The sequence below is a fragment of the Cellulosimicrobium sp. E-16 genome (genome assembly GCF_049913115.1).
Taxonomy (GTDB): Bacteria; Actinomycetota; Actinomycetes; order Actinomycetales; family Cellulomonadaceae; genus Cellulosimicrobium.
The window spans coordinates 625,373-650,556 of the sequence record NZ_CP183974.1 but is presented as its reverse complement, the minus strand read 5'-3'; the positions used below and the strand labels follow the sequence as shown (position 1 = coordinate 650,556).

21 protein-coding genes and 1 tRNA gene are annotated in these 25,184 nt (G+C 74.2%); 5 read left to right on the top strand and 17 right to left on the bottom strand.

The window, feature by feature from the left end; all coding sequences use genetic code 11:
* Positions 1–5: 5 nt before the first annotated feature.
* Both ACN9MS_RS02875 and clpB read right to left on the bottom strand, forming a co-directional pair.
* Positions 6–986 (bottom strand): diacylglycerol/lipid kinase family protein, encoded by a 981-nt coding sequence (locus ACN9MS_RS02875; protein WP_426310639.1) that lies wholly within the window; start codon positions 984–986, stop codon positions 6–8.
* Positions 987–1,124: 138 nt separating this feature from the next.
* Positions 1,125–3,746 carry an ATP-dependent chaperone ClpB gene (clpB, locus tag ACN9MS_RS02870; RefSeq protein WP_426310638.1) on the bottom strand — a complete coding sequence of 874 codons (2,622 nt, stop codon included), beginning with the start codon at positions 3,744–3,746 and terminating at the stop codon, positions 1,125–1,127.
* 295 nt (positions 3,747–4,041) lie between these two features.
* Between clpB and ACN9MS_RS02865 the strand changes: the two genes are divergently transcribed.
* Entirely contained in the window at positions 4,042–5,373 is a 1,332-nt protein-coding gene (locus tag ACN9MS_RS02865) for an LppM family (lipo)protein (protein ID WP_426310637.1), read from the top strand.
* A 127-nt stretch (positions 5,374–5,500) separates the two neighbouring features.
* Here the strand turns inward: ACN9MS_RS02865 and ACN9MS_RS02860 are convergent, their stop codons facing one another.
* Complete coding sequence (locus ACN9MS_RS02860; protein ID WP_426310636.1) at positions 5,501–6,832, bottom strand: enoyl-CoA hydratase/isomerase family protein; 1,332 nt, start codon at positions 6,830–6,832, stop codon at positions 5,501–5,503.
* 99 nt (positions 6,833–6,931) lie between these two features.
* On the opposite strand from ACN9MS_RS02860, the gene ACN9MS_RS02855 reads away from it, so the two are divergent.
* From ACN9MS_RS02855 to ACN9MS_RS02845, 3 genes are all read left to right on the top strand, one after another.
* A complete protein-coding gene (locus ACN9MS_RS02855; protein WP_426310635.1) occupies positions 6,932–7,903 on the top strand; it encodes an alpha/beta hydrolase in 972 nt (323 codons plus the stop codon).
* Between the two features lie 153 nt (positions 7,904–8,056).
* Positions 8,057–9,667, top strand: coding sequence for an AlkA N-terminal domain-containing protein (locus ACN9MS_RS02850; RefSeq protein WP_426310634.1), 1,611 nt, complete (start codon positions 8,057–8,059; stop codon positions 9,665–9,667).
* Entirely contained in the window at positions 9,664–10,236 is a 573-nt protein-coding gene (locus tag ACN9MS_RS02845) for a methylated-DNA--[protein]-cysteine S-methyltransferase (RefSeq protein ID WP_426310633.1), read from the top strand. The genes ACN9MS_RS02850 and ACN9MS_RS02845 overlap by 4 nt, the downstream gene beginning before the upstream one ends.
* Before the next feature lie 27 nt (positions 10,237–10,263).
* Here ACN9MS_RS02845 and ACN9MS_RS02840 read toward each other — a convergent pair whose 3' ends face one another.
* From ACN9MS_RS02840 to ACN9MS_RS02790, 11 genes are all read right to left on the bottom strand, one after another.
* Entirely contained in the window at positions 10,264–11,295 is a 1,032-nt protein-coding gene (locus ACN9MS_RS02840) for a CAP domain-containing protein (protein WP_426310632.1), read from the bottom strand.
* Between the two features lie 139 nt (positions 11,296–11,434).
* Positions 11,435–12,427 (bottom strand): cation diffusion facilitator family transporter, encoded by a 993-nt coding sequence (locus ACN9MS_RS02835; protein WP_426310631.1) that lies wholly within the window; start codon positions 12,425–12,427, stop codon positions 11,435–11,437.
* A 98-nt stretch (positions 12,428–12,525) separates the two neighbouring features.
* Positions 12,526–13,050, bottom strand: coding sequence for a monovalent cation/H(+) antiporter subunit G (mnhG, locus tag ACN9MS_RS02830; protein ID WP_426310630.1), 525 nt, complete (start codon positions 13,048–13,050; stop codon positions 12,526–12,528).
* Positions 13,050–13,457 carry a monovalent cation/H+ antiporter complex subunit F gene (locus tag ACN9MS_RS02825; protein ID WP_426310629.1) on the bottom strand — a complete coding sequence of 136 codons (408 nt, stop codon included), beginning with the start codon at positions 13,455–13,457 and terminating at the stop codon, positions 13,050–13,052. Before ACN9MS_RS02825 ends, mnhG begins: the two co-directional genes overlap by 1 nt.
* The gene (locus ACN9MS_RS02820; RefSeq protein WP_426310628.1) at positions 13,454–14,053 is read right to left on the bottom strand and encodes a Na+/H+ antiporter subunit E; all 600 of its coding nucleotides are present in this window, start codon (positions 14,051–14,053) and stop codon (positions 13,454–13,456) included. Before ACN9MS_RS02820 ends, ACN9MS_RS02825 begins: the two co-directional genes overlap by 4 nt.
* A complete protein-coding gene (locus ACN9MS_RS02815; protein WP_426310627.1) occupies positions 14,050–15,648 on the bottom strand; it encodes a Na+/H+ antiporter subunit D in 1,599 nt (532 codons plus the stop codon). The genes ACN9MS_RS02820 and ACN9MS_RS02815 overlap by 4 nt, the downstream gene beginning before the upstream one ends.
* Positions 15,645–16,235 carry a Na(+)/H(+) antiporter subunit C gene (locus ACN9MS_RS02810; protein WP_426310626.1) on the bottom strand — a complete coding sequence of 197 codons (591 nt, stop codon included), beginning with the start codon at positions 16,233–16,235 and terminating at the stop codon, positions 15,645–15,647. Before ACN9MS_RS02810 ends, ACN9MS_RS02815 begins: the two co-directional genes overlap by 4 nt.
* Positions 16,236–16,246: 11 nt before the next feature.
* A complete protein-coding gene (locus ACN9MS_RS02805; RefSeq protein ID WP_426310625.1) occupies positions 16,247–19,279 on the bottom strand; it encodes a Na+/H+ antiporter subunit A in 3,033 nt (1,010 codons plus the stop codon).
* Positions 19,280–19,513: 234 nt separating this feature from the next.
* A complete protein-coding gene (locus ACN9MS_RS02800; RefSeq protein WP_426310624.1) occupies positions 19,514–20,587 on the bottom strand; it encodes a hypothetical protein in 1,074 nt (357 codons plus the stop codon).
* A 65-nt stretch (positions 20,588–20,652) separates the two neighbouring features.
* The gene (dcd, locus tag ACN9MS_RS02795) at positions 20,653–21,228 is read right to left on the bottom strand and encodes a dCTP deaminase (protein ID WP_141390646.1); all 576 of its coding nucleotides are present in this window, start codon (positions 21,226–21,228) and stop codon (positions 20,653–20,655) included.
* 107 nt (positions 21,229–21,335) lie between these two features.
* A complete protein-coding gene (locus ACN9MS_RS02790) occupies positions 21,336–21,944 on the bottom strand; it encodes an NINE protein (RefSeq protein ID WP_426310623.1) in 609 nt (202 codons plus the stop codon).
* 153 nt (positions 21,945–22,097) lie between these two features.
* On the opposite strand from ACN9MS_RS02790, the gene ACN9MS_RS02785 reads away from it, so the two are divergent.
* A tRNA-Gly gene (locus ACN9MS_RS02785) sits at positions 22,098–22,168 on the top strand.
* 80 nt (positions 22,169–22,248) lie between these two features.
* Here ACN9MS_RS02785 and ACN9MS_RS02780 read toward each other — a convergent pair.
* From ACN9MS_RS02780 to ACN9MS_RS02770, 3 genes are all read right to left on the bottom strand, one after another.
* The gene (locus ACN9MS_RS02780; RefSeq protein ID WP_426310622.1) at positions 22,249–22,575 is read right to left on the bottom strand and encodes a DUF86 domain-containing protein; all 327 of its coding nucleotides are present in this window, start codon (positions 22,573–22,575) and stop codon (positions 22,249–22,251) included.
* Positions 22,576–22,604: 29 nt separating this feature from the next.
* Positions 22,605–23,114 carry a helix-turn-helix domain-containing protein gene (locus tag ACN9MS_RS02775; RefSeq protein WP_426310621.1) on the bottom strand — a complete coding sequence of 170 codons (510 nt, stop codon included), beginning with the start codon at positions 23,112–23,114 and terminating at the stop codon, positions 22,605–22,607.
* A gap of 723 nt (positions 23,115–23,837) precedes the next feature.
* A complete protein-coding gene (locus ACN9MS_RS02770) occupies positions 23,838–25,133 on the bottom strand; it encodes an AGE family epimerase/isomerase (RefSeq protein WP_426310620.1) in 1,296 nt (431 codons plus the stop codon).
* Between the last annotated feature and the right edge of the window lie 51 nt (positions 25,134–25,184).

Here is a 25,184-nt window from a genome sequence, read left to right as displayed (position 1 = left end):
CGGGCTCACGGGCGTCTGGGGGCGCCCCGCGTGACGTCCTCGGAGTCCTCAGGGTGGTAGACGCACACGTGCAGGGAGTCCGGCCGCACACGGACGTCGAGGCGCTCGCCCGGGTCGATGACGTCGCCGTCGAGCTGGCGGGGCTGCAGCCGGTCGGACACGACCGAGACCTCGCGGCCCCGCACGATCTCGCGGCTCGGGACGCGGCTGCGGCGCCGCAGCACGCCCCACAGGAGCTGGACCCAGTGCTTGAGGTTGCGGGGCGCGATGATCGCGACCTCCAGCTGCCCGTTGTCCGGCTCGGCGTCAGGGAGGATGTCGGTCCCCGCCTGCAGGCGTCCGACGTTCCCCACCAGGACGGTCATCGCCCGGCGTCGCCGCGTCTGCCCGTCGACGGTCACCTCGAGGTTCATCTCGTCGTCGGCGAGGTGCTTGAGCGCGGAGACGACGTACGCGACCGAGCCGGCCCGCGCCTTGAGCGCCGCCGGGGCGTCCCGCATCATCGCGGCGTCGAGCCCCATGCCCGCCATGATCGCGAACGTCTGTCCGTCGGCCACCCCGACGTCGATCGTGCGCCGCCCACCCCGCAGCACGAGCCGGATGCCCTCCTCCGCATCCGTCGGGACCCCCAGGTTGGCGGCGAGCAGGTTGCCCGTGCCGCCCGGCAGGATGGCGAGCGCCGCGTCCGTCCCGGCCAGCCCCTCGACGACGGCGCGGACCGTCCCGTCGCCACCGCTCACGAAGACGACCTCCGCGCCGTCCGCCACGGCCTGACGCGCCTGGCCCGTGCCCGGGTCCTCGGCCGTCGTCTCGAGCCACGCGGGCTCCGGCCACCCCGCCTCGGTGAGCCGCGTGACGATGAGGTCGCGCAGCGCGTCCAGCCCCTCGACCCGGTTCGGGTTGACGATCACGGCCGAGCGGTGGGGCCCGACGTCGGGGCGTTGCGGAGCGGTGTTCTGGGTCTCGGTCGTCTCGTCGGTCGGCACGGACCGAGTATGTCCCGGAGGCCGTGAGGACGCGCGGTACGGGGGCACTCCCCGTCCGCGCGGACACGGGGACCCCGAGTCCTCTGCGCCGGTCGGTCACGACGACGGCAGAGGACCCGGGGTCCGTCGGGCAGGACGTCAGGCCGTGAGGATCTCCGTCGTGAGGGTCAGCCCCTCGCCCTCGGGGTCGCGGTCGACGCGCACCACGTCGCCGTCTGCGACGTCGCCCGAGAGCAGCATCCGCGCGAGGCTGTCGCCGATCTCGCGCTGCACGAGGCGGCGCAGCGGGCGCGCGCCGTAGGCGGGATCGAAGCCCTCGAGCGCGAGCCACTCACGGGCGGCGGTCGTCACGTCGAGCGTGATGCGCCGGTCCGCGAGGCGCCGACCGAGCGCGGCGACCTGGATGTCGACGATCCGGCCCAGCTCCTCGATCGTCAGCGGCTCGAACACGATGACGTCGTCGAGGCGGTTGAGGAACTCCGGCTTGAAGCTCGCCCGCACCGTGCTCATCACGGCCTCGCGCTTCGCCGCGTCGTCGAGCATCGGGTCCACAAGGAACTGCGAGCCGAGGTTCGACGTGAGCACGAGGATCACGTTGCGGAAGTCGACCGTGCGGCCCTGGCCGTCGGTGAGGCGGCCGTCGTCGAGCACCTGGAGCAGGATGTCGAAGACCTCCGGGTGCGCCTTCTCGACCTCGTCGAGCAGCACGACCGAGTACGGCCGGCGCCGCACGGCCTCGGTGAGCTGGCCGCCCTCCTCGTAGCCGACGTACCCCGGGGGCGCGCCGACGAGGCGGGCCACCGAGTGCTTCTCGGAGTACTCGGACATGTCGATGCGCACCATGGCGCGCTCGTCGTCGAACAGGAAGTCCGCGAGCGACTTCGCGAGCTCAGTCTTGCCGACGCCCGTCGGGCCCAGGAAGAGGAACGAGCCCGTGGGCCGGTCCGGGTCGGCGACGCCCGCGCGCGAGCGACGGACGGCGTCGGACACCGAGCGGACGGCGGCCTGCTGGCCGATGAGGCGCTCCCCGATGACCTCCTCCATGTGCAGGAGCTTCTCGCTCTCGCCCTGGAGCATGCGGCCGGCGGGGATGCCCGTCCACGCGGACACGACCTCCGCGATCTCGTCGGCGCCCACCTTGTCCGCGATCATCGGCGCGGCCTCGGGGCCGGACGCGGCGAACGCGTCGTCGGCCTGCTCGGCCGCCTCGGCCTCGTCGAGCTCGCGCTGCACCTGCGGGATCTCGCCGTACTGGAGCCGGCCCGCGGTCTCGAGGTCGCCCTCGCGGATCGCGCGCTCGACCTGGACGCGCAGTTCGTCGAGCTTCGCGCGCAGGTCGCCGACGCGGTTGTGGCCCGCCTTCTCGGCCTCCCACCGCGCGGTGAGGGCGGCGAGCTCTTCGCGACGGTCCGCGAGGTCGGCACGCAGCTTCTCGAGCCTTTCGAGCGACGCGGGGTCGGTCGACTCGGACAGCACGACCTCCTCCATCTCGAGGCGCGTGACCGCGCGCTGGAGCTCGTCGATCTCGATCGGCGAGGAGTCGAGCTCCATGCGCAGGCGCGACGCCGCCTCGTCGACGAGGTCGATCGCCTTGTCCGGGAGCTGGCGCCCGGTGATGTACCGGTCGGAGAGCGACGCCGCCGCGACGAGCGCGGAGTCGGCGATCGTCACCTTGTGGTGCGCCTCGTACCGCTCCTTGAGCCCGCGCAGGATCGCGACCGTGTCCTCCACCGAGGGCTCGCCGACGAACACCTGCTGGAACCGGCGCTCCAGCGCCGGGTCCTTCTCGATGTACTCGCGGTACTCGTCGAGCGTGGTCGCGCCCACGAGGCGCAGCTCGCCGCGGGCGAGCATGGGCTTGAGCATGTTGCCGGCATCCATGGCGCCCTCGCCGCCCGCGCCCGCCCCGACGACCGTGTGCAGCTCGTCGATGAACGTGACGACCTCGCCGTCGGAGGACCGGATCTCCTCCAGGACGGCCTTGAGCCGCTCCTCGAACTCGCCGCGGTACTTCGCGCCCGCGACCATGCTCGCGAGGTCGAGCGACACGAGGCGCTTGCCCTGGAGCGACGTCGGGACGTCGCCCGCGACGATGCGCTGCGCGAGGCCCTCGACGACGGCCGTCTTGCCGACGCCGGGCTCCCCGATGAGCACGGGGTTGTTCTTGGTGCGGCGGCTCAGCACCTGCACGACGCGCCGGATCTCGGAGTCGCGCCCGATCACGGGGTCGAGCTTGCCCTCGGCGGCCGCGGCCGTGAGGTCGGTCCCGTACTGCTCGAGCGCCTTGTAGGTGCCCTCCGGGTTGGGGCTCGTCACGCGCGCGCTCCCGCGCACGGCGGGCAGCGCCGAGCGCAGCGCGTCGGCGGTCGCGCCGGCCTGCTGGAGGATCGTCGCGGCCTGCGACGAACCCGCGGCGATGCCGAGCAGCAGGTGCTCGGTGGAGACGTACTCGTCGCCGAGGGCCTGCGCCTCCTTCGCGGCGTTGTCGAGCGCCGTGGACGTCGCGCGCGACGGCGTCGGCTGCGCGACGGCGGAACCGCTCGCGGTGGGCAGCGCGACGAGCGCGGCACGGACCTTCTGGCCGACGGCCTGCTTGTCCGCGCCGACGGCGTCGAGCAGCCCGACGGCGACCCCGCCCTCCTGCGTGAGCAGCGCGGCGAGGAGGTGGGTGGGCTCGAGCTGCGGGTTGCCGGCGGCCGACGCGGTCTGGATCGCCTCGCCGATCGCCTGCTGCGACATCGTGGTGAACTTCGTTTCCATAGGTGCTCCGGTGTGGTGCTCGAAAAGATGGTCTGACCAGTGGAACGACTCCGAAGTTGAGTGTATTCCGCTCAACTTCGTTCGTCACCCTCGCAACCGACCTCCCCGTGGCGCGTCCCTGCGGAGCGGATGAACTCCGGCCGCATTCCGTCTCAAATCGGCATCGACCCTCGCCCCTGGCGACGATCCGCGACATGCTGGGCGGGTGAACTCCTCACCCTTGCGCAGACGACTCGGCCTCGGCGCCCTCTTCGCCACCCTCGCACTGTTCCTCGCGGGGTGCATGAGGATGGACATGGCCCTCACCCTCAACGAGGACGACACGTTCGACGGCAGCGTCGTCATGGCGTTCAGCGACGAGCTCGCCACGTCCATGGGGTCGGACCCGCAGGAGCTGTGGGACCAGATGGGCTCCGAGATGGAGTCCGAGCTCCCGGAGGGCGCGACCCAGGAGCCGTACGCCCAGGACGGGTACACGGGCACCAAGATCACGTACGCGGACCAGCCCATCTCGCAGCTCTCGTCCGCCGGGGCCGACTCGATCTCCGTCACGCGCGAGGGTGACGAGTACGTCGTGAGCGGGTCGATGGACATGACCGGCGAGGAGTTCAACCCCGACACGGGTGACGCGACGAGCGACGAGCTGACGCAGCAGATGATGGACAGCCTCGACATCAAGATCTCCATCACGTTCCCCGGTGAGGTCGCCGAGTCCAACGGCGAGATCGACGGGAACACGGTGACCTGGACGCCCGTCGTCGGCGAGGTCAACGAGATGACGGCGCGCGGCTCGGCCGTCGCGGGCGGCGCGGCGGGAACCGGCGACGAGGGCTCGGACGAGGCGACCGACTCCGACGGTGCCACCGCGCCCGACGGCGGCGACAGCGCGGCCGACGCCTCGGACTCCGGGTCCCTGGCCTGGCTCTGGTTCGTCATCGGCGGCCTCGTGCTGCTCGGCATCATCGGCCTCGTGCTGTGGCTCGTGCTCCGCTCCAAGCCGGGCGCGCAGGACGGTCAGGCCGCCGGCTTCCAGCAGGGCGGCTACCCGGGCCAGCCCGGTCAGTTCGCCGGCCAGCCCCAGGGCCAGTACCCGGGTCAGCAGGGCGGCTACCCGGGACAGCAGCCGGGTCAGCAGGGCGCCTACCCCGGCCAGCCCGGTGCCTACCCGGGCCAGCAGGGCGGCTACCCCGGCCAGCAGCCGGGCGCGTACCCGGGCCAGCAGCCGGGCGCGTACCCGGGCCAGCAGCCGGGCGCGTACCCGGGCCAGCAGCCGGGCGCCTACCCCGGCCAGCCGGGCGCGCCGCAGGGCTACGGGGCGCAGCCCCCGGCCCCGGGCCAGTACGGCGCCCAGCCGCCGGCCCCGCCGCAGCCGCAGGGCGGCTACCCCGGCGCGGCCCCGTACGCCCCTCCCGGCGCGCCGCACCCGCAGTCGTCGCCGACGACGCCGCTCCCCGCGCAGCCGCCCGTCCCCCCGGGGGCGACCCAGCCGCTGCCGCCGTACCAGCAGCCGGCCCCGACCCAGCCGCTCCCGCCGCAGCCCGGCGCCGGACCCGACGGGCCCCCGGCCCCGGGTGGGCCCGACGACGAGATCGACGACGCGACGCGCCTCCGCCCGCCGCCCGAGTGACGCGAGCGACGCCTCGTGCGGCACTCGCCGTGCGAAGCGGGTGACTCGCAGCACCACGCATCGACGGCCCGCCCCGGGAGCCCGGGGCGGGCCGTCGTGCGTCGTCGGCTCGTACGGCGTGGTCGCGTCAGGACTCGACGGTGACCTCGACGACGTCGCCCACGGCGTCGAACCGCACCGCGGGCCAGTACCCGTCGAGGAAGTGCTCCCCGCACGAGTCCGCGAGGTGCACGACCGTGCCGCCGTCGTCGTGCCGCTCGACGAGCTCGACCACGAGGTCGTCGCGCGCCTCCGCCAGCTCGTCCGGCGTCGGCACGTCCTCGCCGAACCGCCGGACCACGGCCTCGACCGCGCGGCGCGCCAGGCGCGGGCTCAGCGCGTCGTCCCACAGCGCCTCCGCGGGCACGTACGCCAGCGCCTCCGCCCCGACGCCCGGGTCGACCTCGGCGAGCGTCGCCGGGCGCCACGACGGGTCGCGGTCCTTGTCGACCACCTGCGCGCGGACACCCTCGACGAGGTCCGGCTGCGTGTCGACGAACCACGAGACGAGCCCGTACTCCTGCTCCAGCGCGGCACGCAGGTCCGGGAGCCCGCGCGCGCTGCGCACCGCCGCGAGCGCCACGGTGACCGCGGTGGGCGAGAGCCGCTCGAGCTCGTCGGCCTCGGAGCCCGCCTGCTCGTCCCCGTCCCGGGCGCCAGCGCGCAGCCGCGCCACGATCTCGGGCACGGTGTCCGCCGCGTAGGCGGCGTCGACCGCCGCCTGGCGCGCCACGAGCCGCGAGACGGGTGCGGGCAGGGCGTGGCGGCGCACGACCTCCCGCACGTCCTCGACGTCGAGCGGGTCGACCCCCGCGGTCGCGAGCGCGGCGAGGTCGGCGGCGAGCACGGGCAGCCGCTCGCTCGGCACGTAGTGGTCGGCGAGCCCGGCGAAGATCGCGTCGGCGGCGTCCATCGTCACGGCGCCGAGCGCGAGCAGCTCCCCGAGCCGCCCGGGCGCGCGGGCCAGGAGCCAGGAGCCGCCGACGTCGGGCGTGAAGCCGATCCGCGTCTCCGGCATGGCGACGCGCGACCGCTCGGTCACGACGCGGACCGGCGCGTGCGCGCCGAGCCCGACCCCACCGCCCATGGTGATGCCGTCCATGATCGTCACGACGGGCACGGGCAGCTCCGCGAGCGCGGCGTCGACCGCGTACTCGCGCCGGAAGTAGCGGCGCGCCTCGGCCTGCTTCCCGGCCACGATCGACGCGCGCAGCTCCCGGACGTCGCCGCCCGCGCACAGGCCGCGGTCGCCCGCACCGTCGAGCAGCACGAGGCGCACGGTCGGGTCGACGCGCCACTCCTCCAGCACGTCGGCGATCTCGCCGAGCATGGCGTAGCCGAGGGCGTTGAGCGCGCGGGGACGGTCCAGGGTGAGGTGCCCGACGCCGTCGTCGACGCGGGCGATGATCTCGCTCGTCATCCGCGCCACGCTACCCCGCACCCGCGCGTTGTCGCCGAGCGATCGCGCCGAGGCGCGAGAATCTGCTGACAGGTGGTGGGGCGAGGACGGGAGACGCGGATGGCCGAGACGCAGACGCCGGAGTGGCGCACGGACGTGCTGGGCGGGGACTGGGTCGCGCGCGACCTCGACCTGCCGGACGGCGCGGTCGCGACCTTGGTGCGGCGCGACGCCCCGACGCCCTCGGGCGACCGGCCCGCGGTGCTGTACGTGCACGGGTTCATCGACTACTTCTTCCAGACCCACGTCGCCGAGGCGGTCGAGGCGCGCGGGTACCGGTTCTACGCGCTCGACCTGCGGGGCTACGGGCGCTCGATCGGCCGCGGCACGGGGGCGCCGTCGCGGCCCGACGACGACCCGAACTTCGTCACCGACCTCGCCGTCTACGCCCACGACCTCGACGCGGCCGCGCGCGCGATCCGCGCGGAGGGGCACGAGCGGCTCGTCGTGCTGGGCCACTCGACGGGCGGTCTCGTCGCGAGCCTGTGGGCCGACGCGCGTCCCGGGCGGCTCGCGGCGCTCGTGCTCAACAGCCCGTGGTTCGACCTCAACCGGCCGTGGGTGTTCCGCGGGCCGGTGACGTGGGTGGTCGACGTCGTCGGCCGGGTCGCGCCGCGGCTCGTCGTGGGCGGGCTCGACCCGCACTGGGCGGAGGCCCTGCACGCGAGCACGGGCGGCGAGTGGGACTTCGACCTCGCCTGGAAGCCGATCGAGGGCTTCCCGGTACGAGCGGGGTTCCTGCGGGCGGTGCGGCGCGGGCACGCGCGCGTCGCGCGGGGCCTGCACGTCGACTGCCCGGTCCTCGTGCTGGCGTCCGCACGCAGCGGCCCCGCGTCGGGCTGGCACGACGCTCTGCTCACGACCGACAGCGTGCTCGACGTCGGGCAGATCACGACGCGCGCCGAGCGGCTGGGCGACGACGTCACGATCGTCGCGGTCGAGGGCGGCGCGCACGACCTCGCCCTCTCCCCCGAGCCCGCCCGGTCGACCTACCTGCGAGAGGTCCTCGACTGGCTCGACGCCCGGGTCTGACGGCCCCGACCGCACGCCCTCGACTGCCGAACCCGGGGTCGCCCCCAGGACCCGACCAGGCTGAGGAGGGATCCCGGGTTCGCGCCGGGGAGCGCCACCGTCGTGTCCGAATCCCGCTAGCCAAGGGGTCGCCCCGCGGGTGAGGATCGAGTCATGACGACGACCCTCGCGACTCCCCGCGCGACGACGGACCCCGTGTTCGCGGAGCGCTACCGCGCCATCGCGTCGCGCGACCGGCGGTTCGACGGGCAGTTCATCACCGCGGTGAGCAGCACGGGCATCTACTGCCGCCCGTCGTGCCCTGCGCGCACGCCCAAGCCGGAGAACGTCACGTTCTACCTGACCTCCGCGGCCGCGCACGAGGCCGGCTACCGCGCGTGCAAGCGCTGCCTCCCCGAGGCCGTGCCCGGCACGCCGAGCTGGGACCTCGGGCACGACCTCTCCGCCCGTGCGATGCGTCTCGTCGCCGACGGCGTCGTGGACCGCGAGGGCGTCGACGGCCTCGCCGCCCACCTCGGGTACTCGCCCCGGCACGTGCACCGCGTGCTCGTCGCGGAGCTGGGCGCCGGCCCGGTCGCGCTCGCCCGCGCGCTGCGCGCCCAGACCGCGCGCGCCCTGCTCACGGGCACCGACCTCCGCCTCGCCGACGTCGCGTTCGCCGCAGGCTTCGGCAGCGTCCGGCAGTTCAACGACACGATCACCGAGGTCTTCGACACGACGCCGGGCGAGCTGCGCCGTCGGGCGCGGCGCGACCGCCCGGCTCTTCCCCTCAGGGGCTCGGGCGGGCATGTTCCCGACGGCCCGGGCGTCGTCGGGGACGACGGCGGCACCACCGCCGTGCTCGACCTCACGCTCCCCCTGCGCGAGCCCTTCGACGCACGCGGCGTGTTCGCGTTCCTCGCGGCGCGCGCCGTCGACGGCGTCGAGGTCGCGGACCTCGCCGGGCCCGTCCTGTCGTACGCGCGCACGCTCGCGCTCCCGCACGGCCCGGGAGCGTTCCGCGCGACGTACGGCCCGCCGCCGGGGCGCGCCCACGGCACGGCGCGGTTCCACGTCGAGCTCGAGCTCACGTCCGTGGCCGACCTGCCCGCGGCGATCGCCCGGGTCCGCCGCCTGTTCGACCTCGACGCCGACCCCACGGCCGTGGACGCGGCCCTCGCGGCCGACCCGGCGCTCGCCGCGTCGGTGCGCGCCGATCCCGGTATCCGCGTCCCGGGCGCGGTGGACGCGACGGAGATCCTCGTCCGCGCACTCGTGGGACAGCAGATCTCCGTCGCCGCCGCGCGGACGCACCTGTCGCGGCTCGCCGTCGCGCTCGGCAGGCCGTTCGCGTCCCGGTTCGGGCCGACCCTGCTCTTCCCGACGCCCGCGCAGCTCGCCGAGGGCGGAGCCGACCACGTGCGCGGGCCCGCGCGCCGGACGGCCGCGATCCTCGGCGTCGCCCGGGCCCTCGCCGACGGGTCGCTCGCGCTCTCCTCTGCCGACGACCCGGCCGCCCAGCGCGCGGCGCTCGAGGCGATGCCCGGCGTCGGCCCCTGGACGTCCGGGTACGTCGCGATGCGCGTCCTGCACGACCCTGACGTCCTGCTCGACGGCGACCTCGCCCTCCGCGCGGGCGCTGCGGCGCTCGGTCTGCCCGACGACCGGCGCACGCTCACCGCGCACGCGGAGCGCTGGGCGCCGTGGCGCTCGTACGCCGCGATGCACCTCTGGCGCGCCGCGGCCCCCCGACCCTCGTCCGCCCCCACGAAGGAGACCCCGTGACCACCGCAGCCACCGCCCCCGCGACGACCACCACCGGAACGGCCGTCACCACGACGGTCGCCACGCCCGACGGCCCGTTCACGGTCGTCGTCGACCCCGACGGCACGGTCCTCGCCTCCGGCTGGACGTCCGAGCCCGCGGCGCTCGTCGCGCTCGTCCACCCCGACCTGCGCCCCGCGGACGTCTCGCTCGTGCCCGACGACGCACCCGCCGTCGTCCCGGCCGTCGCCGCCGTCCGGGCGTACTACGCGGGCGACGTGCACGCGATCGACGCCGTCCCCGTGCGCCAGGTCTCGGGCCCCTACCGCGCGCACGCGTGGGACGTGCTGCGCACGGTCGAGCCGGGCGACCCCGTCACCTACACGCGGTACGCCGAGCTGTCGGGACGGCCCGCCGCCGTGCGCGCCGCCGCGGGCGCGTGCGCGATGAACGCGGCCGCGCTGTTCGTGCCGTGCCACCGCGTGCTGCGCACGGACGGCAGCCTCGGCGGGTTCCGCTACGGCCTCGAGGTCAAGCGCAGCCTGCTCGACCGGGAGGCACGCGCGACCGGGGCGCCGTCTCTCCTCTGAGCAGGGCGGGTCGGCCGCGCCGCGGCCTCAGCCCCAGCCGAAGAGCTGGGTCCACACCCGGTCGGCGTGCCCGACGCCGATCTCACGCAGGTCGCAGTTGAGGATGTTCGCCCGGTGCCCGGGCGAATCCATCCACGCGCGCACCACGTCCTCGGCCGTCGCCTGTCCCTTCGCGATGTTCTCCGCACCCGGGTTCGCGTAACCCTGGGCCTTCGCGCGGTCCCAGGGGGACCGGCCGTCGAGGCTCGTGTGGTCGAAGTAGCCCTGGGCGAGCATGTCCTCGCTGTGGAGCTGCGCCGCGGCCGTGAGCCGCTCGTCGACGACGAGCGGGCCGCATCCCGCCGCGGCACGCTCCGCGTTGGTCCGCTCGACGACGGCGGCGCCCTCCGCGGTGATCACGCCCGGCCCGGCCGGGACCGCCGCAGCGGACGCCGGGGCGGGGGCGGGCGTCACGCCCGGCGCGGGGTCCGTGACCTCGCCCGGCGCCGAGCCGGCCTCGGCGTCGCCCGCCGCCGGGTCCGGCGGCGCCGGGGCCGGCTCCTCGTCGGCGTCGGCCCCGCCCGGCTCGGCCTGCTCGGCGCCCTCCGGCGGGGTGTCCGGCGCGCCGGCCGAACCGGACGCGCCTGGCACCGCGGGGGTGTCCGAGGAGTCGTCCAGGTCGTCCGCCGTGCGGCCGTCTGCCAGCGTCCGCGACGAGCGGTCGTCGCGCGGGTCCCGGCCGTCGAGCCAGGACTCCGGGCCGGTCCCCTGCCACGGCAGCGCCGCGACCACCGGACCGAGGGGGCCGACGTGCTCCGGACGGAGCTCGCCGGTCGCCGTCGCGACCGTGACGCCCAGCGGCGGGCCGAGCAGCAGCGCCGCGGCGACCCCCGACGTCACGGCGACCCGCGGACCGGACCGCAGGTGGCGCGCGAACGGGCCGCCCCGCCGTCGGACCGCCCCGGACGCCGGAGCCGCGGACGACGGACGCCCGGCCCGCGAGGTCCCGGGTGCCGGTCGCGAGCGGGGCAGCTCCGCGGGCGCTCCGGCCCGGTGCCGGGGCGTGCGCTGGGTGGCCATCGCTCGACCCTACCCACCCCGGCCGTGGATGTGTACCGCTTCGTCCGTTCTGCCCGCTGCTCCCCCGCTGCCGAACCCGGGGTTGTTCCCCGGTTCGACGTCGAACCGGGGAACAACCCCGGGTTCGGCACCGTCGGGGTCAGGCGATCGACGGCTCCTCGGGCGCCGAGACCGTGAACACCGCGCCCGCGATGAGCGGCACGGACGTCACGCGGCGCTCGAGGTCGTCGAGGCGGCGCGCGACCGACGTCTCCGACTCGTCGCCGCGCAGGTCCACGCTCGCCACGAGGTACAGCGCGCGCGGGCCCACGTACTCGAGGCGCAGGTAGGTCACGCGCTCGACCTCGGGCAGGTCCCGGATGCCCTCCAGGACGGCCGCGCGCGTCGCGGGCATCGCGGCCTCGCCCACGAGGAAACGGCGGTTGCGGTCGATGAGCACGACGGACACCACCGCGAGCACGAGACCGACGACGATCGACCCGATCGCGTCCGGGACGGGAGAGCCGGTGAGCTGGTGCGCGAGCACTCCGCCGAACGCGACGACGAGGCCGACCAGCGCGGCGGCGTCCTCCGCGTACACGGCGCGCAGCGTGGGGTCGGAGGTCACGAGGACGTGGTGCAGCGTGTCCCGGTCCGCGGCGCGCGCCTCGTCCCGCGCCTGGCGTCGGGCGCGGAGGAACGACACGCCCTCGAGGACGAACGCGAGCGCCAGCACGGCGTACGCCACGACGTAGTTGTCCGCCGGCTCGGGGTGCACGAGCTCCTGGATGCCGTGCGTGATGGAGACCCCGGCGCCCACGGCGAAGAGCCCGATCGCGGCGAACATCGACCACACGTAGGCCTCGCGGCCGAACCCGAGCGGGTGCTCGGCGTCGGCGGGGCGCCGCGAGCGCTTGTCGGCGACGAGCAGGAAGACCTCGTTGCCGGTGTCCGCCCACGAGTGCACGGCCTCGGCGAGCATCGACGCCGACCCCGTGATCGTCGCGGCGACGGTCTTCGCCCCGGCGACGAGCGCGTTGGCGAGGAACGCGACGATCACGGTGACGGTGCTCTCGCCCCCGTCCTCCGGCCGGGCGACCCGGGGGTTGCGCGACTCCGGCTGCGGCGGGGCGGGCGTGGGGGCGTCGGCCATGCTGCCGGTCTACCAGCCGTGCTCACGGCCCGCGCGCGGAGCGGCGGTCTCCTCCTCGGAGCCGCTCGCCGTCGGCGCGGCACGCGCCGACGGGCGCGTCAGCGCTCCGAGGTCTCGGAACCCGAGGGACCGACGTCGCCGGCGGCCGTGTCGGCGGTGTCGGCGAGGTCCACGTCGCCCGGGACCGCCGGCGCGGCGCCCTCGCGCGGCGCAGGCCGGTCGGCACCCCCGGCGTCCTCGTGCTCGCCGACGTCCTCGCGCTCGGCCGCGTCCTGGTCGCGCGTGAGCTCGTCGACGACGAGCAGGTCGGTACGCACCTTGCCGGTCCGGTACCCGGCGCGGCCGACCATGTGCGCCGCGACGGGCGACGTGAGGAGCTGGAAGATCACGACGAGGAAGAGCGTCGCGACGGCGCCCCACGAGCGCAGCCGCAGGCTCAGCCCCGCGAGCACGAGGATGAGCCCGAGCACCTGCGGCTTCGTGGCCGCGTGCATGCGCGCGAGCAGGTCGGGGAAGCGCACGACGCCGACGCCGGCGGCGAACGCGAGGAACGCGCCGCACAGCAGGAAGACGGCCGAGAGGACGTCGGCCACGGTGTCCCAGAACGCGGTCGTCGGGTCCATCACCGCACCTCCCCCTCGGGCGCCCCGCCATGGTGCTCGGGATCGACGGCGGCCTCGCGGTCGGCATCCTCGGCCTCGCGGCGGGCGGCGTCCTCCGCCGCGACCTCGTCGGCCGTGCGGATGCGGCCCTCGTCCTCGGGCTCGACCGACGCGAACCGCGCGATCGTCACCGAGCCCACGAACCCGACGAGCGAGAGCACGACGAGGATCGGGATGGTGTCCGTGCGCCGCGAGAACGCGGCCTCGAGCGCGATCGCCCCGACGAGCGTGGTCGTGAAGACGTCGAGCGCGATGGTGCGGTCGAGCATCGACGGGCCACGCTCGGCGCGGACGATCGCGAGGCTCGCCCCGACGGCGAGCAGCGCGGCGCTCGCGATCACGACGACGAGGTAGACGGTGTCGCTCATGCCTCGGCCACCTCTCGCGTCGACGGGTCGCGGTACAGGCCCGCGGCGCGCAGCTCGTCGTTGGACGCGAGCGCGTGCAGCACGCGCGCCTCCAGCGCGAGCGTGTCCGCGCGGACCTTCTCCACGCCGCCCGCCGCCTCGACGTCGAGCACGTGCAGGTAGAGCATCCCGGTGAGGCGGTGCGCCTCGACGACGATCGAGCCGGGCACGAGCGAGGAGAGCTCGGCCGTGATCGTCAGGTAGATGTCCGACGGGTTGCGCAGCCGCACGCCGACGACGGCGCCGCGCGGCGTGTGCCGCGGCGTGAGCGCGAGCAGGCTCACCTGGAACGACGCGACGACGAGGTCGGCGACGAAGCGCGCGACGAGCACGGTGAACGGCCACGGCCGGAGCTTCCCGCGCGCAGCGATCGACGGCAGCGGGAAGAACGTGATGACGGCGAAGCCGAGGATGACGCCGGCGAGGACGTTGCCCCACGACAGGTCGCCCCAGAGCATGACCCAGACGATCGTCAGCCACAGGATCGTGCGCCACTGCGTGGTGACGCGCGCGAACCAGCCGGACGCGAGCGCGCGACGACGGCGGTGCAGGCTCATCCGTCCCCACCCCCGGTCGTCGTGGCCGGCTCCGTGCCGTCCGTCTCGCCGGTCGCGACCTCGTTCGACTCGCCCTGTCCGCGGTCGGAGTCGCCCGGGAACACGGCGTCGACGTACGTGTGGCCGTCGAGCAGCGTCGCGGCCGCGCGCTCGGTGTACGAGTAGAGCGGTCCGGCCACCACGGTGAGCGCGAGGCCGAAGGCGACGAGCGCCGTCGCGGGCCCGACCATGCCGCGCGGGAGGCGTGCGTCCGCGGGGATCTCGACGGGCGCCGTCTGCCAGAACGCCTTGTTCCACGCCTTGACGATCGCGTAGAGCGTGAGCAGCGACGTGACGACCGACCCGACGACGAGCGCCCACGCGAGCGGCGTGCCCTGCGCGACGCCCTCCTCGAGCAGGCCGACCTTGCCGAGGAAGCCCGACAGGGGCGGGATCCCGGCCAGGTTCATCGCGGGGATGAAGAACAGGATGGCCAGGCCGGGCGCGAGCTTGGCCAGGCCGCCGAGCCGGTCGAGCGACGTCGACCCGCCGCGGCGTTCCACGAGCCCGACGACGAGGAACAGCGTCGTCTGGACGGTGATGTGGTGCACGACGTAGAAGATCGCGGCGGCCATGCCCGGCTCGGACGCGAGCGCGATGCCGAAGATCATGTAGCCGATGTGGCTCACGAGCGTGAACGACAGGAGTCGCTTGATGTCGTTCTGCGCGACGGCGCCGAGGATCCCGACGACCATCGTGAGCAGCGCGAGCCACATGAGCACGTCGTCGACGACGCTGTCCTCGGGGAACAGCAGCGTCTGCGTGCGGATGATCGCGTAGACGCCCACCTTGGTGAGCAGGCCGGCGAACACCGCCGTGACGGGCGCGGGCGCCGTCGGGTAGGAGTCGGGCAGCCACGCCGAGAGCGGGAAGATGGCGGCCTTGATGCCGAACGCGAGCAGCAGGAGGAGCTGGATGGCCAGCGCCATGCCCGGGTCGATCTCGGCGTAGCGCTCGGAGAGCTGGGCGAGGTTCACCGTTCCCGTCGCCGCGTACGTCAGCGCGATCGCGACGAGGAAGACGATCGACGACAGCAGCGCCACGACGACGTAGATCGACCCCGCCCGGATGCGCTCGCCCGTGCCGCCGAGCGTGAGGAGCACGTAGCTCGCGGCGAGGAAGATCTCGAACCCGACGTAGAGGTTGAACAGGTCGCCCGAGAGGAACGCGTTGAACACGCCCGCCGCGAGCACCATGAACGTCGGGTGGTAGATCGCGACCGGCGCCTCCTCGTCGCCGTCCGCCACGCCCTGCGCGAGCGAGTAGAGCAGGACGCACAGCATGACGAAGCTCGACACGACGAGCATGAGCGAGGAGAGCCGGTCCGCGACGAGGTCGATCCCGACCGGGGCGGCCCAGCCGCCGACGTCGACGACGATCGGCCCGGAGTCGGCCGCGACGAGCAGCCCCACCGACGCGGCGAGGACGAGCGCGAGGGCGGCGACCGTGATGAGCCGCTGCGCGCGCGGGTGGCGCCACAGCGCGAGCGCGGCGCCGGCCGCGACGAGCGGGAGGACGACGGGCAGCGGCACGAGCGCCGCGGCGGTGAGGCTCATCGCGGCTCCTTCCTGTCGTCGCTGCGGTCGTCAGGTCGTGGGTCGTCCGGGCGGTCGTGCCGGGTGTCGTCGCTCCCCGCGGCCGGCGGCGCCGGGGACGACGGCGGTTCCTGACCGTCGGTGATGCCGTCGCCGTCGCCGTCGGTCTCGTCGCGGACCTCGGCGGCCTCGTCGTCCAGGCTCGCGCCGCTCTCCTCCGTGTCCGCGTCCTCGAACGCGGGGGCGTTGCGCGCGGCGTGCCGTGCGACGCGGCGGTCCTCGAGGTCGTCCTGCACCTCGTCGTGGCCGTGGAGCTGCCACGACCGGTAGGCCATCGCGAGCACGAAGGCCGTGATGCCGAGCGTGATGACGATCGCGGTGAGCACCATCGCCTGGACGAGCGGGTCGCTCATCTCGTCCTCGGGCGTCGTGCCGATGAGGGGCGCTCCGCCGGCGCGCCCGCCCGCGACGAGGAACAGCAGGTTCGCGCCGTTGCCCATGAGGATGAAGCCGAGCAGGACGCGCGTCAGGCTGCGCTCCAGGAGCAGGTAGACGCCCGCTGCGAAGAGCACGCCGATCGCGAGCACGAGGACGACGCTCGGGGTCATGTCGATGACGTTCACCGCCGGCCACCCCCGATCGAGTCGGGCTCCATGGCCTCGAACGGCCCGGTGTCCTCGCCGGGCTCGCGCCCGGCGGCGGCGCGCTCGGCGTGGCGGTCGATCTCCGCCCCCAGGGTGCGCAGGATGTCGAGGACGAGGCCCACGACGACGAGGAACACGCCGACGTCGAAGAACAGCGACGTGACGAGGTGGATCTCACCGACGAGCGGCAGCGCGATGTCGTACGCGTCGCTGCCGAGCACGTTCCCGGTGAGCAGGAACGCGACGAGCCCCACGCCCGCGGACAGGAACAGTCCCGTGCCGAGCAGCAGACCGGGGTGCACCGGCGCGGCCTCCCCGAGCTCGTACCGGCCGCCCGCGAGGTAGCGCACGATGAGCGCGATCCCGACCACGAGGCCGGCCGCGAACCCGCCGCCCGGCGCGTTGTGCCCGGAGAACAGCAGGAAGAGCGCGAACACGATCATCGCGTGGAACAGCACGCGCGTGACGACCTCGAAGATCACCGAGCGTCTCTGGGGCGCGAGCGTGCGGCCCGCGCTGAGCCACACGAGCATGCGCGGCTGGTCCTTCTCCGTGACCCCGCGCCGGCGGAGCGCGGCACCGGGGTCGTCGCCCTCGCTCCACACGCCCGATCCCGACCCCGAGGAGGTCGTGGCGGGCCGGGCCCCCGACGCCCGCAGGATCTCGCCGCTGCGCGTGCGCAGGAAGACGAGGGACGCGACGCCCGTCGCCGCGGCCAGGAGGACCGAGATCTCGCCCATCGTGTCCCACGCGCGGATGTCGACGAGCGTCACGTTGACGATGTTCTTGCCGTGCCCGAACTCGTACGCCTCGGCCGGGAAGTCGACGGAGATCGGCGTCGCGACCCGCGCGAGCGGCGCCACGACCGCGAAGCCCATCATGACGACGGCGACGGCCAGGCCGATGCCCAGGCGCACCCACCGGCTCGCGGCGAGCGGCCGGTTCGAGAAGTACGCGGGCAGGCGGCGCAGCACGAGCACCATGACGACGAGCGTGATCGTCTCGACGAGGACCTGCGTGAGCGCGAGGTCGGGCGCGCCGTGCAGGAGGAAGAGGACGGCGTTGCCGTACCCCGCGATGCCGACGAGGATCACGGCCTTGAGCCGGCGGCGCGAGCGGGCGGCGAGGACCGAGGCGATGCAGATCGCGGCGACCGCGACGAGCTGCGCGGGACGGTCCCACGCCTTGAGCTGCTCGGGCCACGCCGTCTGCGCGACCATGACGATCCCGGGCCCCAGGACGAGGACCACGAGGATCGCGCCGAGGTAGAAAGGCAGCGAGCCGCGCTGGGTGACGGCGGTGACGTCCGCCGCGAGGTCGTCGAGCTTGCGCATGACCTTGCGGTAGGTGACGTCGGCCTCGGGGCCGGTCCACAGCGACGCCTGGAAGCGCTCGACGCGCGCCCGCTGCCAGAACAGCACGACGCCGACCGCGAGGACGAGGACGGTGAGCGCGAGCGCGGGGGTGAAGCCCGCCCACAGGACGAGGTGCCCGGGCTCGCCCACGGGGTAGGTGTCCGCGTAGGGCGCGAGGAGATCCTCGCCGAAGTGGGGCACGAGCGCCGTCGCGAGGCCGAGGACCGCGAGCACGACGGCCGGGCTCACGAGCAGGAACGGCTGGCGATGGATGCGCGCGGGGTCGATCGGCGGCTCGTCCGCCGCGACGGCGGGGCCGCGCGCGGCGCTCCGACGCAGGCCCACGTGCTCGTTCGCGCGGGACGGAGACGTGCCGAGGTGCGGCTTGGACGCGAACGCGCCCCACCAGAACCGGATCCCGTACGCGACGGTGAACATCGACCCGACGACGACCGCCCACAGGACCACCGTGTCGACCCAGACGGGCCCGTCGCCGTGCAGGAGCGACTCGAGCGCCGCCTCCTTCGCGACGTACCCCGCGAACGGCGGCAGGCCGATCATCGACGCGGTCGCGAGCCCGCCCGCGACCGCCGTCCAGGGCAGGGCCTTGCCCACGCCCGTGAGGCGGCGCAGGTCGCGCGTCCCGGTCGCGGCGTCGACCACGCCGACGACCAGGAACAGCGACGCCTTGAACATCGCGTGCGCGCCGATCATCGCGAGCCCGGCGAGCGCGGCGCCGCGCGCGCCGAGGCCGACGAGCAGGATGATGAGGCCGAGCTGGCTCACCGTGCCGAACGCGAGGACGAGCTTGAGGTCGTACTGGCGCAGCGCGCGGTAGCCGCCGACGAGCAGCGTGCCCGCGCCGAGCGCGATGACCATCGACCGCCACACGGTCGTGTCGGAGTACGCGGGCGCGAACCGCGCGACGAGGTAGACGCCTGCCTTGACCATCGCCGCGGCGTGCAGGTAGGCGCTCACCGGGGTCGGCGCGGCCATCGCCGCGGGCAGCCAGAAGTGCAGCGGGATGAGCGCGGACTTGCTCGCCGCGCCGATCAGGAGGCACACGATCGCGGCCGTCACCGCACCGCCCGTCGGCGGGTCGGCGATGATCTCCGACATCCGGAAGGTCCCGCCCTGCACGCCGAGGATCACGACGCCCACGAGCATCGCGAGGCCGCCCGCCGTCGTCACGACGATCGCCTGCATCGCGGCCCGGCGGCTCGCCTTGCGGTCGGCGTAGTGCCCGATGAGCAGGTAGGAGAAGACGGTCGTGAGCTCCCAGAAGACGAAGAGGAGCAGCATGTCGTCCGCGGTGACGAGCCCGACCATGGCTCCGGCGAACGCCGTGAGCACGCCGCCGAACCGCCGCAGGCCCTGCGCGGTGGGCGAGAAGTAGGCCGAGCAGTAGACGAGGACGAGCGCGCCGACCCCGCCGACGAGCAGCAGCATGAGCCACGACAGCGTGTCCATGCGGAAGGCCAGCTCGAGGCCCAGGCCGGGGACCCACTCGACGACCTGCGTCGGGTGCTCGCCCGACATCACGCGGTCGGTCCACGCGAGCGCGTAGACGGCCGCCGATGCCGGCGCGAGCGCCATGACGAGGAACGCCCGGCGGCCGAGGAGCGAGACGAGTGCGGGCGCGCCCAGTGCCATCACGAGATGGGCAACGAGCACGTAGAGCACGGGCCGCTCCGTCCGGGTCGGGGGCGGGGTGGGCAGGCAGAGCCGGGGGTCTTGCTGGACTTGTCATCGTCGCACCCGCGGAAGGGAGTCGCAGGGCACGACAGTTCACGGCGACGGCGATGCCGTGCCGCGAACCATTTTACCGACTCGTCAGCCCTGCACGGTCCCCGCAGCCCCGACCGTGACCGATTCCTCAGTCTCCCGTCAGAGATCCTCGGGGTCCACGAGGAACTCCGCCTCGTCCGCGATCTCGCCCCCGACGGCGTCGTGCAGCGTCCGCGTGACCTGCGCGACGACCTCTGCTGCCCGCTTGCGTGCGACCTGGTGGTCGAGCGACGGCTGCTCCTGCTGCGACTCGACCAGGTCCCGCGGCTCCCACCGCACGCGGTAGCTCACGGCGCCGTCCGCCGTCCACGGCAGGCCGCGCAGCAGCAGCGGCAGCGCTTCCTCGCCGCCCACCTCCACCGCGACGAGGCCGTCCATGCCGAGGTCGACGATCAGTCCGTACCCGTCGAGGACCGCGCGCGTCGTCAGCGCCTCGATGTCGACGTCGTCCGCCGCCGCGTGGATCGCGCGGCGCAGCGCGGGGTCCATCTTCTCGCCCGGGTACAGCGGCAGGTCGGCGATGCCCTTCGGGGGGCCCTCGTACGACTTGCCCTCGGTCGCGAGCCGCGTGCGCGGGTTGAGCCGCGCGACGAGCGCGAGCGCGGCGTTGGGGTCCAGCCAGACGTCCGAGTACAGCGTCATGTCGATCGCGACGCCCGGGTCGGGCGTGAGGACGACGCCCGGGCCCGCCGGGTTGCCGACGTCCGTCCGCACCGACCCGCCGAGCCGGCGCGCCGCGGCGACGAGGAACGCCACGACCCGTTCCTCCTCGCGCACCGGCAGCCCGCCGGGGAACGCGCGGCCGATCCCGTCGCGGTCCCCGCCGCCCGGGTAGGGGACGTCGCCGCGCTCGCGCGGGCACACGACGTCGAACACGAGCGTCGTGCCCGGCGGCAGGCCGGAGCCGGGGCCCGCGTACGGGCCCGTGACCGTCGTGTGGCGGGACGTGCGCAGCACGCCCGGCGCCCCCGGCGCCGCCGTGCGGGCGGGCGGCACGAGCGGCTCGGTGCCCTCCGGCGCGACGTCCCAGCGCGCGCCCGCGAACCGCGACAGCGCGAGCGTCTCGACCTCGTCGACGACGACGTCGGCCGGGAGCCCGAGCAGGTGCCGCGCCTGGTACGACTGCGCGGCGCCGGGCCCGTCGGGGTGCGGAAGCGGCGGGAGCGGGCTCATGCGGTGCGGTCCTCCGGTCCTCGGGTCCTGCGGGGTCGAACGGCGTCCGACGCGGCGTGCCGCGCTCAGACGTCGGTGCGGTGGAAGCTCTGCCACGAGCGGGAGGCCGTCGGGCCGCGCTGGCCCTGGTAGCGGGAGCCGTAGACGCTCGACCCGTACGGGTTCTCGGCGGGCGACGACAGGCGGAAGAAGCAGAGCTGCCCGATCTTCATGCCCGGCCACAGCGTGATCGGCAGCGTCGCGACGTTGCTCAGCTCGAGCGTCACGTGCCCGGAGAACCCTGGGTCGATGAAGCCGGCCGTCGAGTGCGTGAGGAGGCCCAGCCGCCCGAGGCTCGACTTGCCCTCGAGGCGCGCCGCGACGTCGTCGGGCAGCGTCACCGTCTCGAACGTCGACCCGAGCACGAACTCCCCCGGGTGCAGCACGAACGGCTCGGCCGGGTCGACCTCGACCAGGCGCGTGAGGTCCGGCTGGTCCTGCGACGGGTCGATGAACGGGTACTTGTGGTTGTCGAACAGTCGGAAGAACCGGTCGAGGCGCACGTCGATGCTCGACGGCTGGAGCATCGACGGGTCGTACGGCTCGAGCTGGACGCGCCCGGCGTCGAGCTCGGCCCGGATGTCGCGGTCGGAGAGCAGCACGGGCCCACGCTAGCCGACGACGGCGCGTGCCCGGACCGGGCGCCGAACCCTGGATCGCTCCCCGGGCACGGTGCGCCGTGGGGAGCGGTCCAGGGTTCGGCGAGGTGTCAGGCGCGCAGCGGGCGGCCGGTCGAGTCGACCGAGTAGTAGCCCGTCTTCGACGTCAGGTAGAGGATGCCCTCGACGAGGCCCCAGATCGCGATGACCGGCGCGGCGAAGCCGAACGACAGCACCGACACGAGCAGCATCGTCAGGCCGATGCCCGTGTAGCCCAGGTAGAACCGGTGGATGCCGAGGCTCCCGACGAGGATGCCGAGCAGGCCCGCCGCGAGCCGGGACTTGGCCTGGGGGTCGTACGCAGGGTCGAAGCCCGGCTGTCCGTACGGGCCGGGCTGCGCGTACCCCGGCTGCTGGCCGTAGCCCTGCTGCGGGTAGCCCTGGGGGTAGCCCTGCTGCGGGTCGGCGCCGTAGGCCTGCCCCTGCGGCTGGCCGTACCCCGCCTGCGCGCCGGGCGTCCCGTACGGCTGCTGGCCGTAGGCGTCGCCGTAGCCCTGCGGCTGGCCGTAGCCCTGCTCGCCGTACGTCTGCCGGCCCGGCTCGGGCTGACCCGCGGGAGCCGCGCCCGACGGCGTCGCCCCGCCCCCGTAGACCGGGTCGCCCGGGGCCGGGCTCCCCTGCGCGGGGTCGGGCTGCTGCTGGTACGGGTTCTCGGACAAGGCTGCTCCTCGGTGCGCGCCGCGCACGGGCGCGGATCGGGTCGTCGTGCGGTCGGGTTCTGGCATCACCGGCGACGTCCGCTATGATCGGGGCGCGCGCTGGTTCGCCGAGGATCCTCCCAGAGGGCCCGGGGCGGACGCCACCAGCGCCGCGCGGGTGTAGTTCAATGGTAGAACTTCAGCTTCCCAAGCTGATAGCGCGGGTTCGATTCCCGTCACCCGCTCAGCGCTCGAGAGCCCCGCACCGAACAGGTGCGGGGCTCTCGTCGTCGGTGCCAGGAGTCTTCCGACACGCGACGACGGCTCACGCGCGCGATCCTCCGCCGTTCTCCTCGCGAAGTTCGACGCACGCCGCCTCGAGCTGGGCGAGTGGTGCCCCGATCGTGGCCCGGACGATCTGCGCGTCCAGCTTGTAGTAGTGGTGGCCGATCAGGTCACGCATTCGCGCGATGTCTGACCACGGTACCTGGGGCTGCCGAGCCGTCGTCTCCGTGGAGAGCGCCTTGACGGCCTCGCCGATGACGAAGACCCAGTACTGGATAGCGGCGACCACCACCTCGTCGCACGCGTCGGAACCGACGTCCTTCGCGAGCCGTTCTGCCCGCCGGATCGCTGATACGGCGGCGAGCACGTCGTCGAGCCCTTCCGCATCCCCCCGACTCACAACGACACCGCCTGAGCGAGCGCGGACTCCGCCACGTGGGGCGCCAGCGCGTCGACAGGGACGACGTCGACCTGCTCGTCGAGGAGGTCGGACAGCTCGTCGGCGAGATGAGCGACAGGCAGGAGCCCCAGGCGACGGACGTCGAGGTCCACGAGGACATCGACGTCGGAGTCCGGACCGTCCTCACCCCGCGCCACCGAACCGAAGATCCGGACGTCGGTCGCCCCGTACCGTCGTGCCGCGGCGAGGATCTCCTGCCTGTGCGCACGGAGGTGCGCCATGCGCGGCGTGCGGGCGTCGAACCGACGCTTGACGGGCACCGCAGCGAGCTCGAGGCGCGCTCCGGCAGCAGCAAGAAGTCGTTCCAGCGTCTTGACCGACGGCGAGCTAGCCCCTGACTCATACCGGGAGACCGCCGGCTGCGACGTGCCCGCCCGTGCCGCGAGCTCGGACTGGCTCATCCCGGCCCGCTCGCGGCACGCCTTGATCGTCCCTGCGGTGCTCATGGACCGAGCATACCGGTACATGCATGAACACGCGCCGGTCGACTGTGTCCCTGCGGATCGGCACGCGTGTTGACGTCAGGCGAGTACTGGAGTCCCGTCTGCTCAGAGAAGTGAGACCCGGTCTGCGAAAACAGGCTCGAACCTCCGACTCTCCACCACCCGTCTGGGCGATCGTCCCGAGCTGCTCGCCGATCCCGCCTTCGGGGACCGTCCAGACGTGGGCACTGGCCGTATCCCGGAACATCACCGTCGAGCCCCGCCTGACGACGGCGTGCGGGAGACCGACCGCACCCGGCAGATGCTCCTCGTCGACCAGCCCGAACGCCCGCCGTGCCTCGAGCTCCGCGACCTCCATGGCGATACTGCTCCGCAGCACGGGATCGACGATCCGGTCGATCAAGGTGCGTCATGTACCAACGTCCGAGCAGGCTGTCGACAACGTCTGACACCGATGCCGCAGGTCCAGAGGACGGTCTGCCGGTCGGGGAGATCCGCACGTTGGACGCCGTCACCTGTCGCCATCGCCGAACAGCGGGCCGCGACGAGCACGATCCAGCCTGATGGGTGTCGTCGCCGTCTCACCCGAATCCGGGTCGAGGGTGAACCCCCACGAAGAACGGTAAAGATCGTGGGGGTGTCGCTGAACAGCGCCGAGCCCGGGGTCGCTCCTCACGGCGACGGTGACGTGGGGAACGACCCCGGGCTCGGCGGTCTGGGTGGGCGTCAGCCCAGGATGCTGCCCGCGGCCTTGGCCGATGCGGCGAGCGAGCCGGTGAGAGGCAGGTCCGGGAGGATCACGGCCTGGGCGGCGTGGTAGACGTCGGGCTTGCCGACCCACGTGACGCCGTCGGGCCGGTTGGCCGTGTCGAGCTCGTGGTGCCACGAGCCGCGCTCGGGGTCGACGAGGAACCGGTCGATCCACGCCCACCAGCCCGCGGCGGACTCCGCGAAGCGCGACTCCCCCGTGACCCGGCCGAGCACGTCGGCCGCGGCCACGGCCTCGGCCGCGACCCAGTGGTAGCGGCGCGGTTCGACGGGCACGCCGGACCAGTCGACGGTGTACACGAACCCGCCGCCGTGCTCGCCGTCCCAGCCGTCGGCGACGGCGCGGTCGAACAGCGCGACCGCGGCCTCGGTGCGCGCGCCGGGCGTGCCGGACGCGATGTCGACCTGGAGGAGGAGACGCGCCCACTCGAGCCCGTGCCCCGGCGTCGACCCGTACGGCTTGAACGGGTCGCGCGGGCGGTCGGCGTTGTAGTCGGGCAGCGGGTTCCAGTCCGCGTCGAAGTGCTCGGGGATGCGCCAGTCGTTCTCGCTCGCCCAGCCGATCACGCGGTCCGCGATCGACGCGGCGCGGCCGAGCCACTCGGCGTCGCCCGTCGCGTCGTGGGCCGCGAGCAGCGCCTCGACGGAGTGCATGTTGGCGTTGACCCCGCGGTACTCGTCGAGCGTGGTCCAGTCTCGCGACCACTCGTCCGCGTGCATCCGGGGCCCGGGCTCCCAGAACCGCTCGTCGAGCACGGCGAGCGCCGCGTCGAGCAGCTCGCGCGCGCCGTCGCGGCCCGCGATCGTCCCCGACGCCGCGGCGAGCACCACGAACGCGTGCGCGTACGCGCTCTTGGTGCCGTCGACCGACCCCTCCTCCGTCGCGGCGAGGTCGCCGGGACGAGGGCCCGGACCGCGCGAGGACACCCAGCCGCCGTACTCGGCGTCGACGAGCACGCCCCGCAGGCCCTGCAGCGCCTTGTCCGCGAGCTCGCCCGCGCCCGGGACGCCCAGCAAGGACGAGAAGGCGTAGACGTGCGCCATGCGCGACGTGATCCACGTGTGCACCGGCCGCGCGAGGTCGGGGACGTCGTCGTCGTCGAGCCACTGCGCGGCGCCGTCCGACCGCAGCGAGGCCGCGCCGAAGTACAGGAGGTCGGCGAGCTGGTCGCGCCGCCATGCCGTGAGGTCGGCCGTGGGGTCGACCCGGGGGGCTGCTGCGGGCGAGGGCTGCTCGGACGGGTGCTCGGTCATGTCTCGGTCCTTCTCGTGCTGGGAAACGTGGTGCCGCACCGGGCGCGGTGC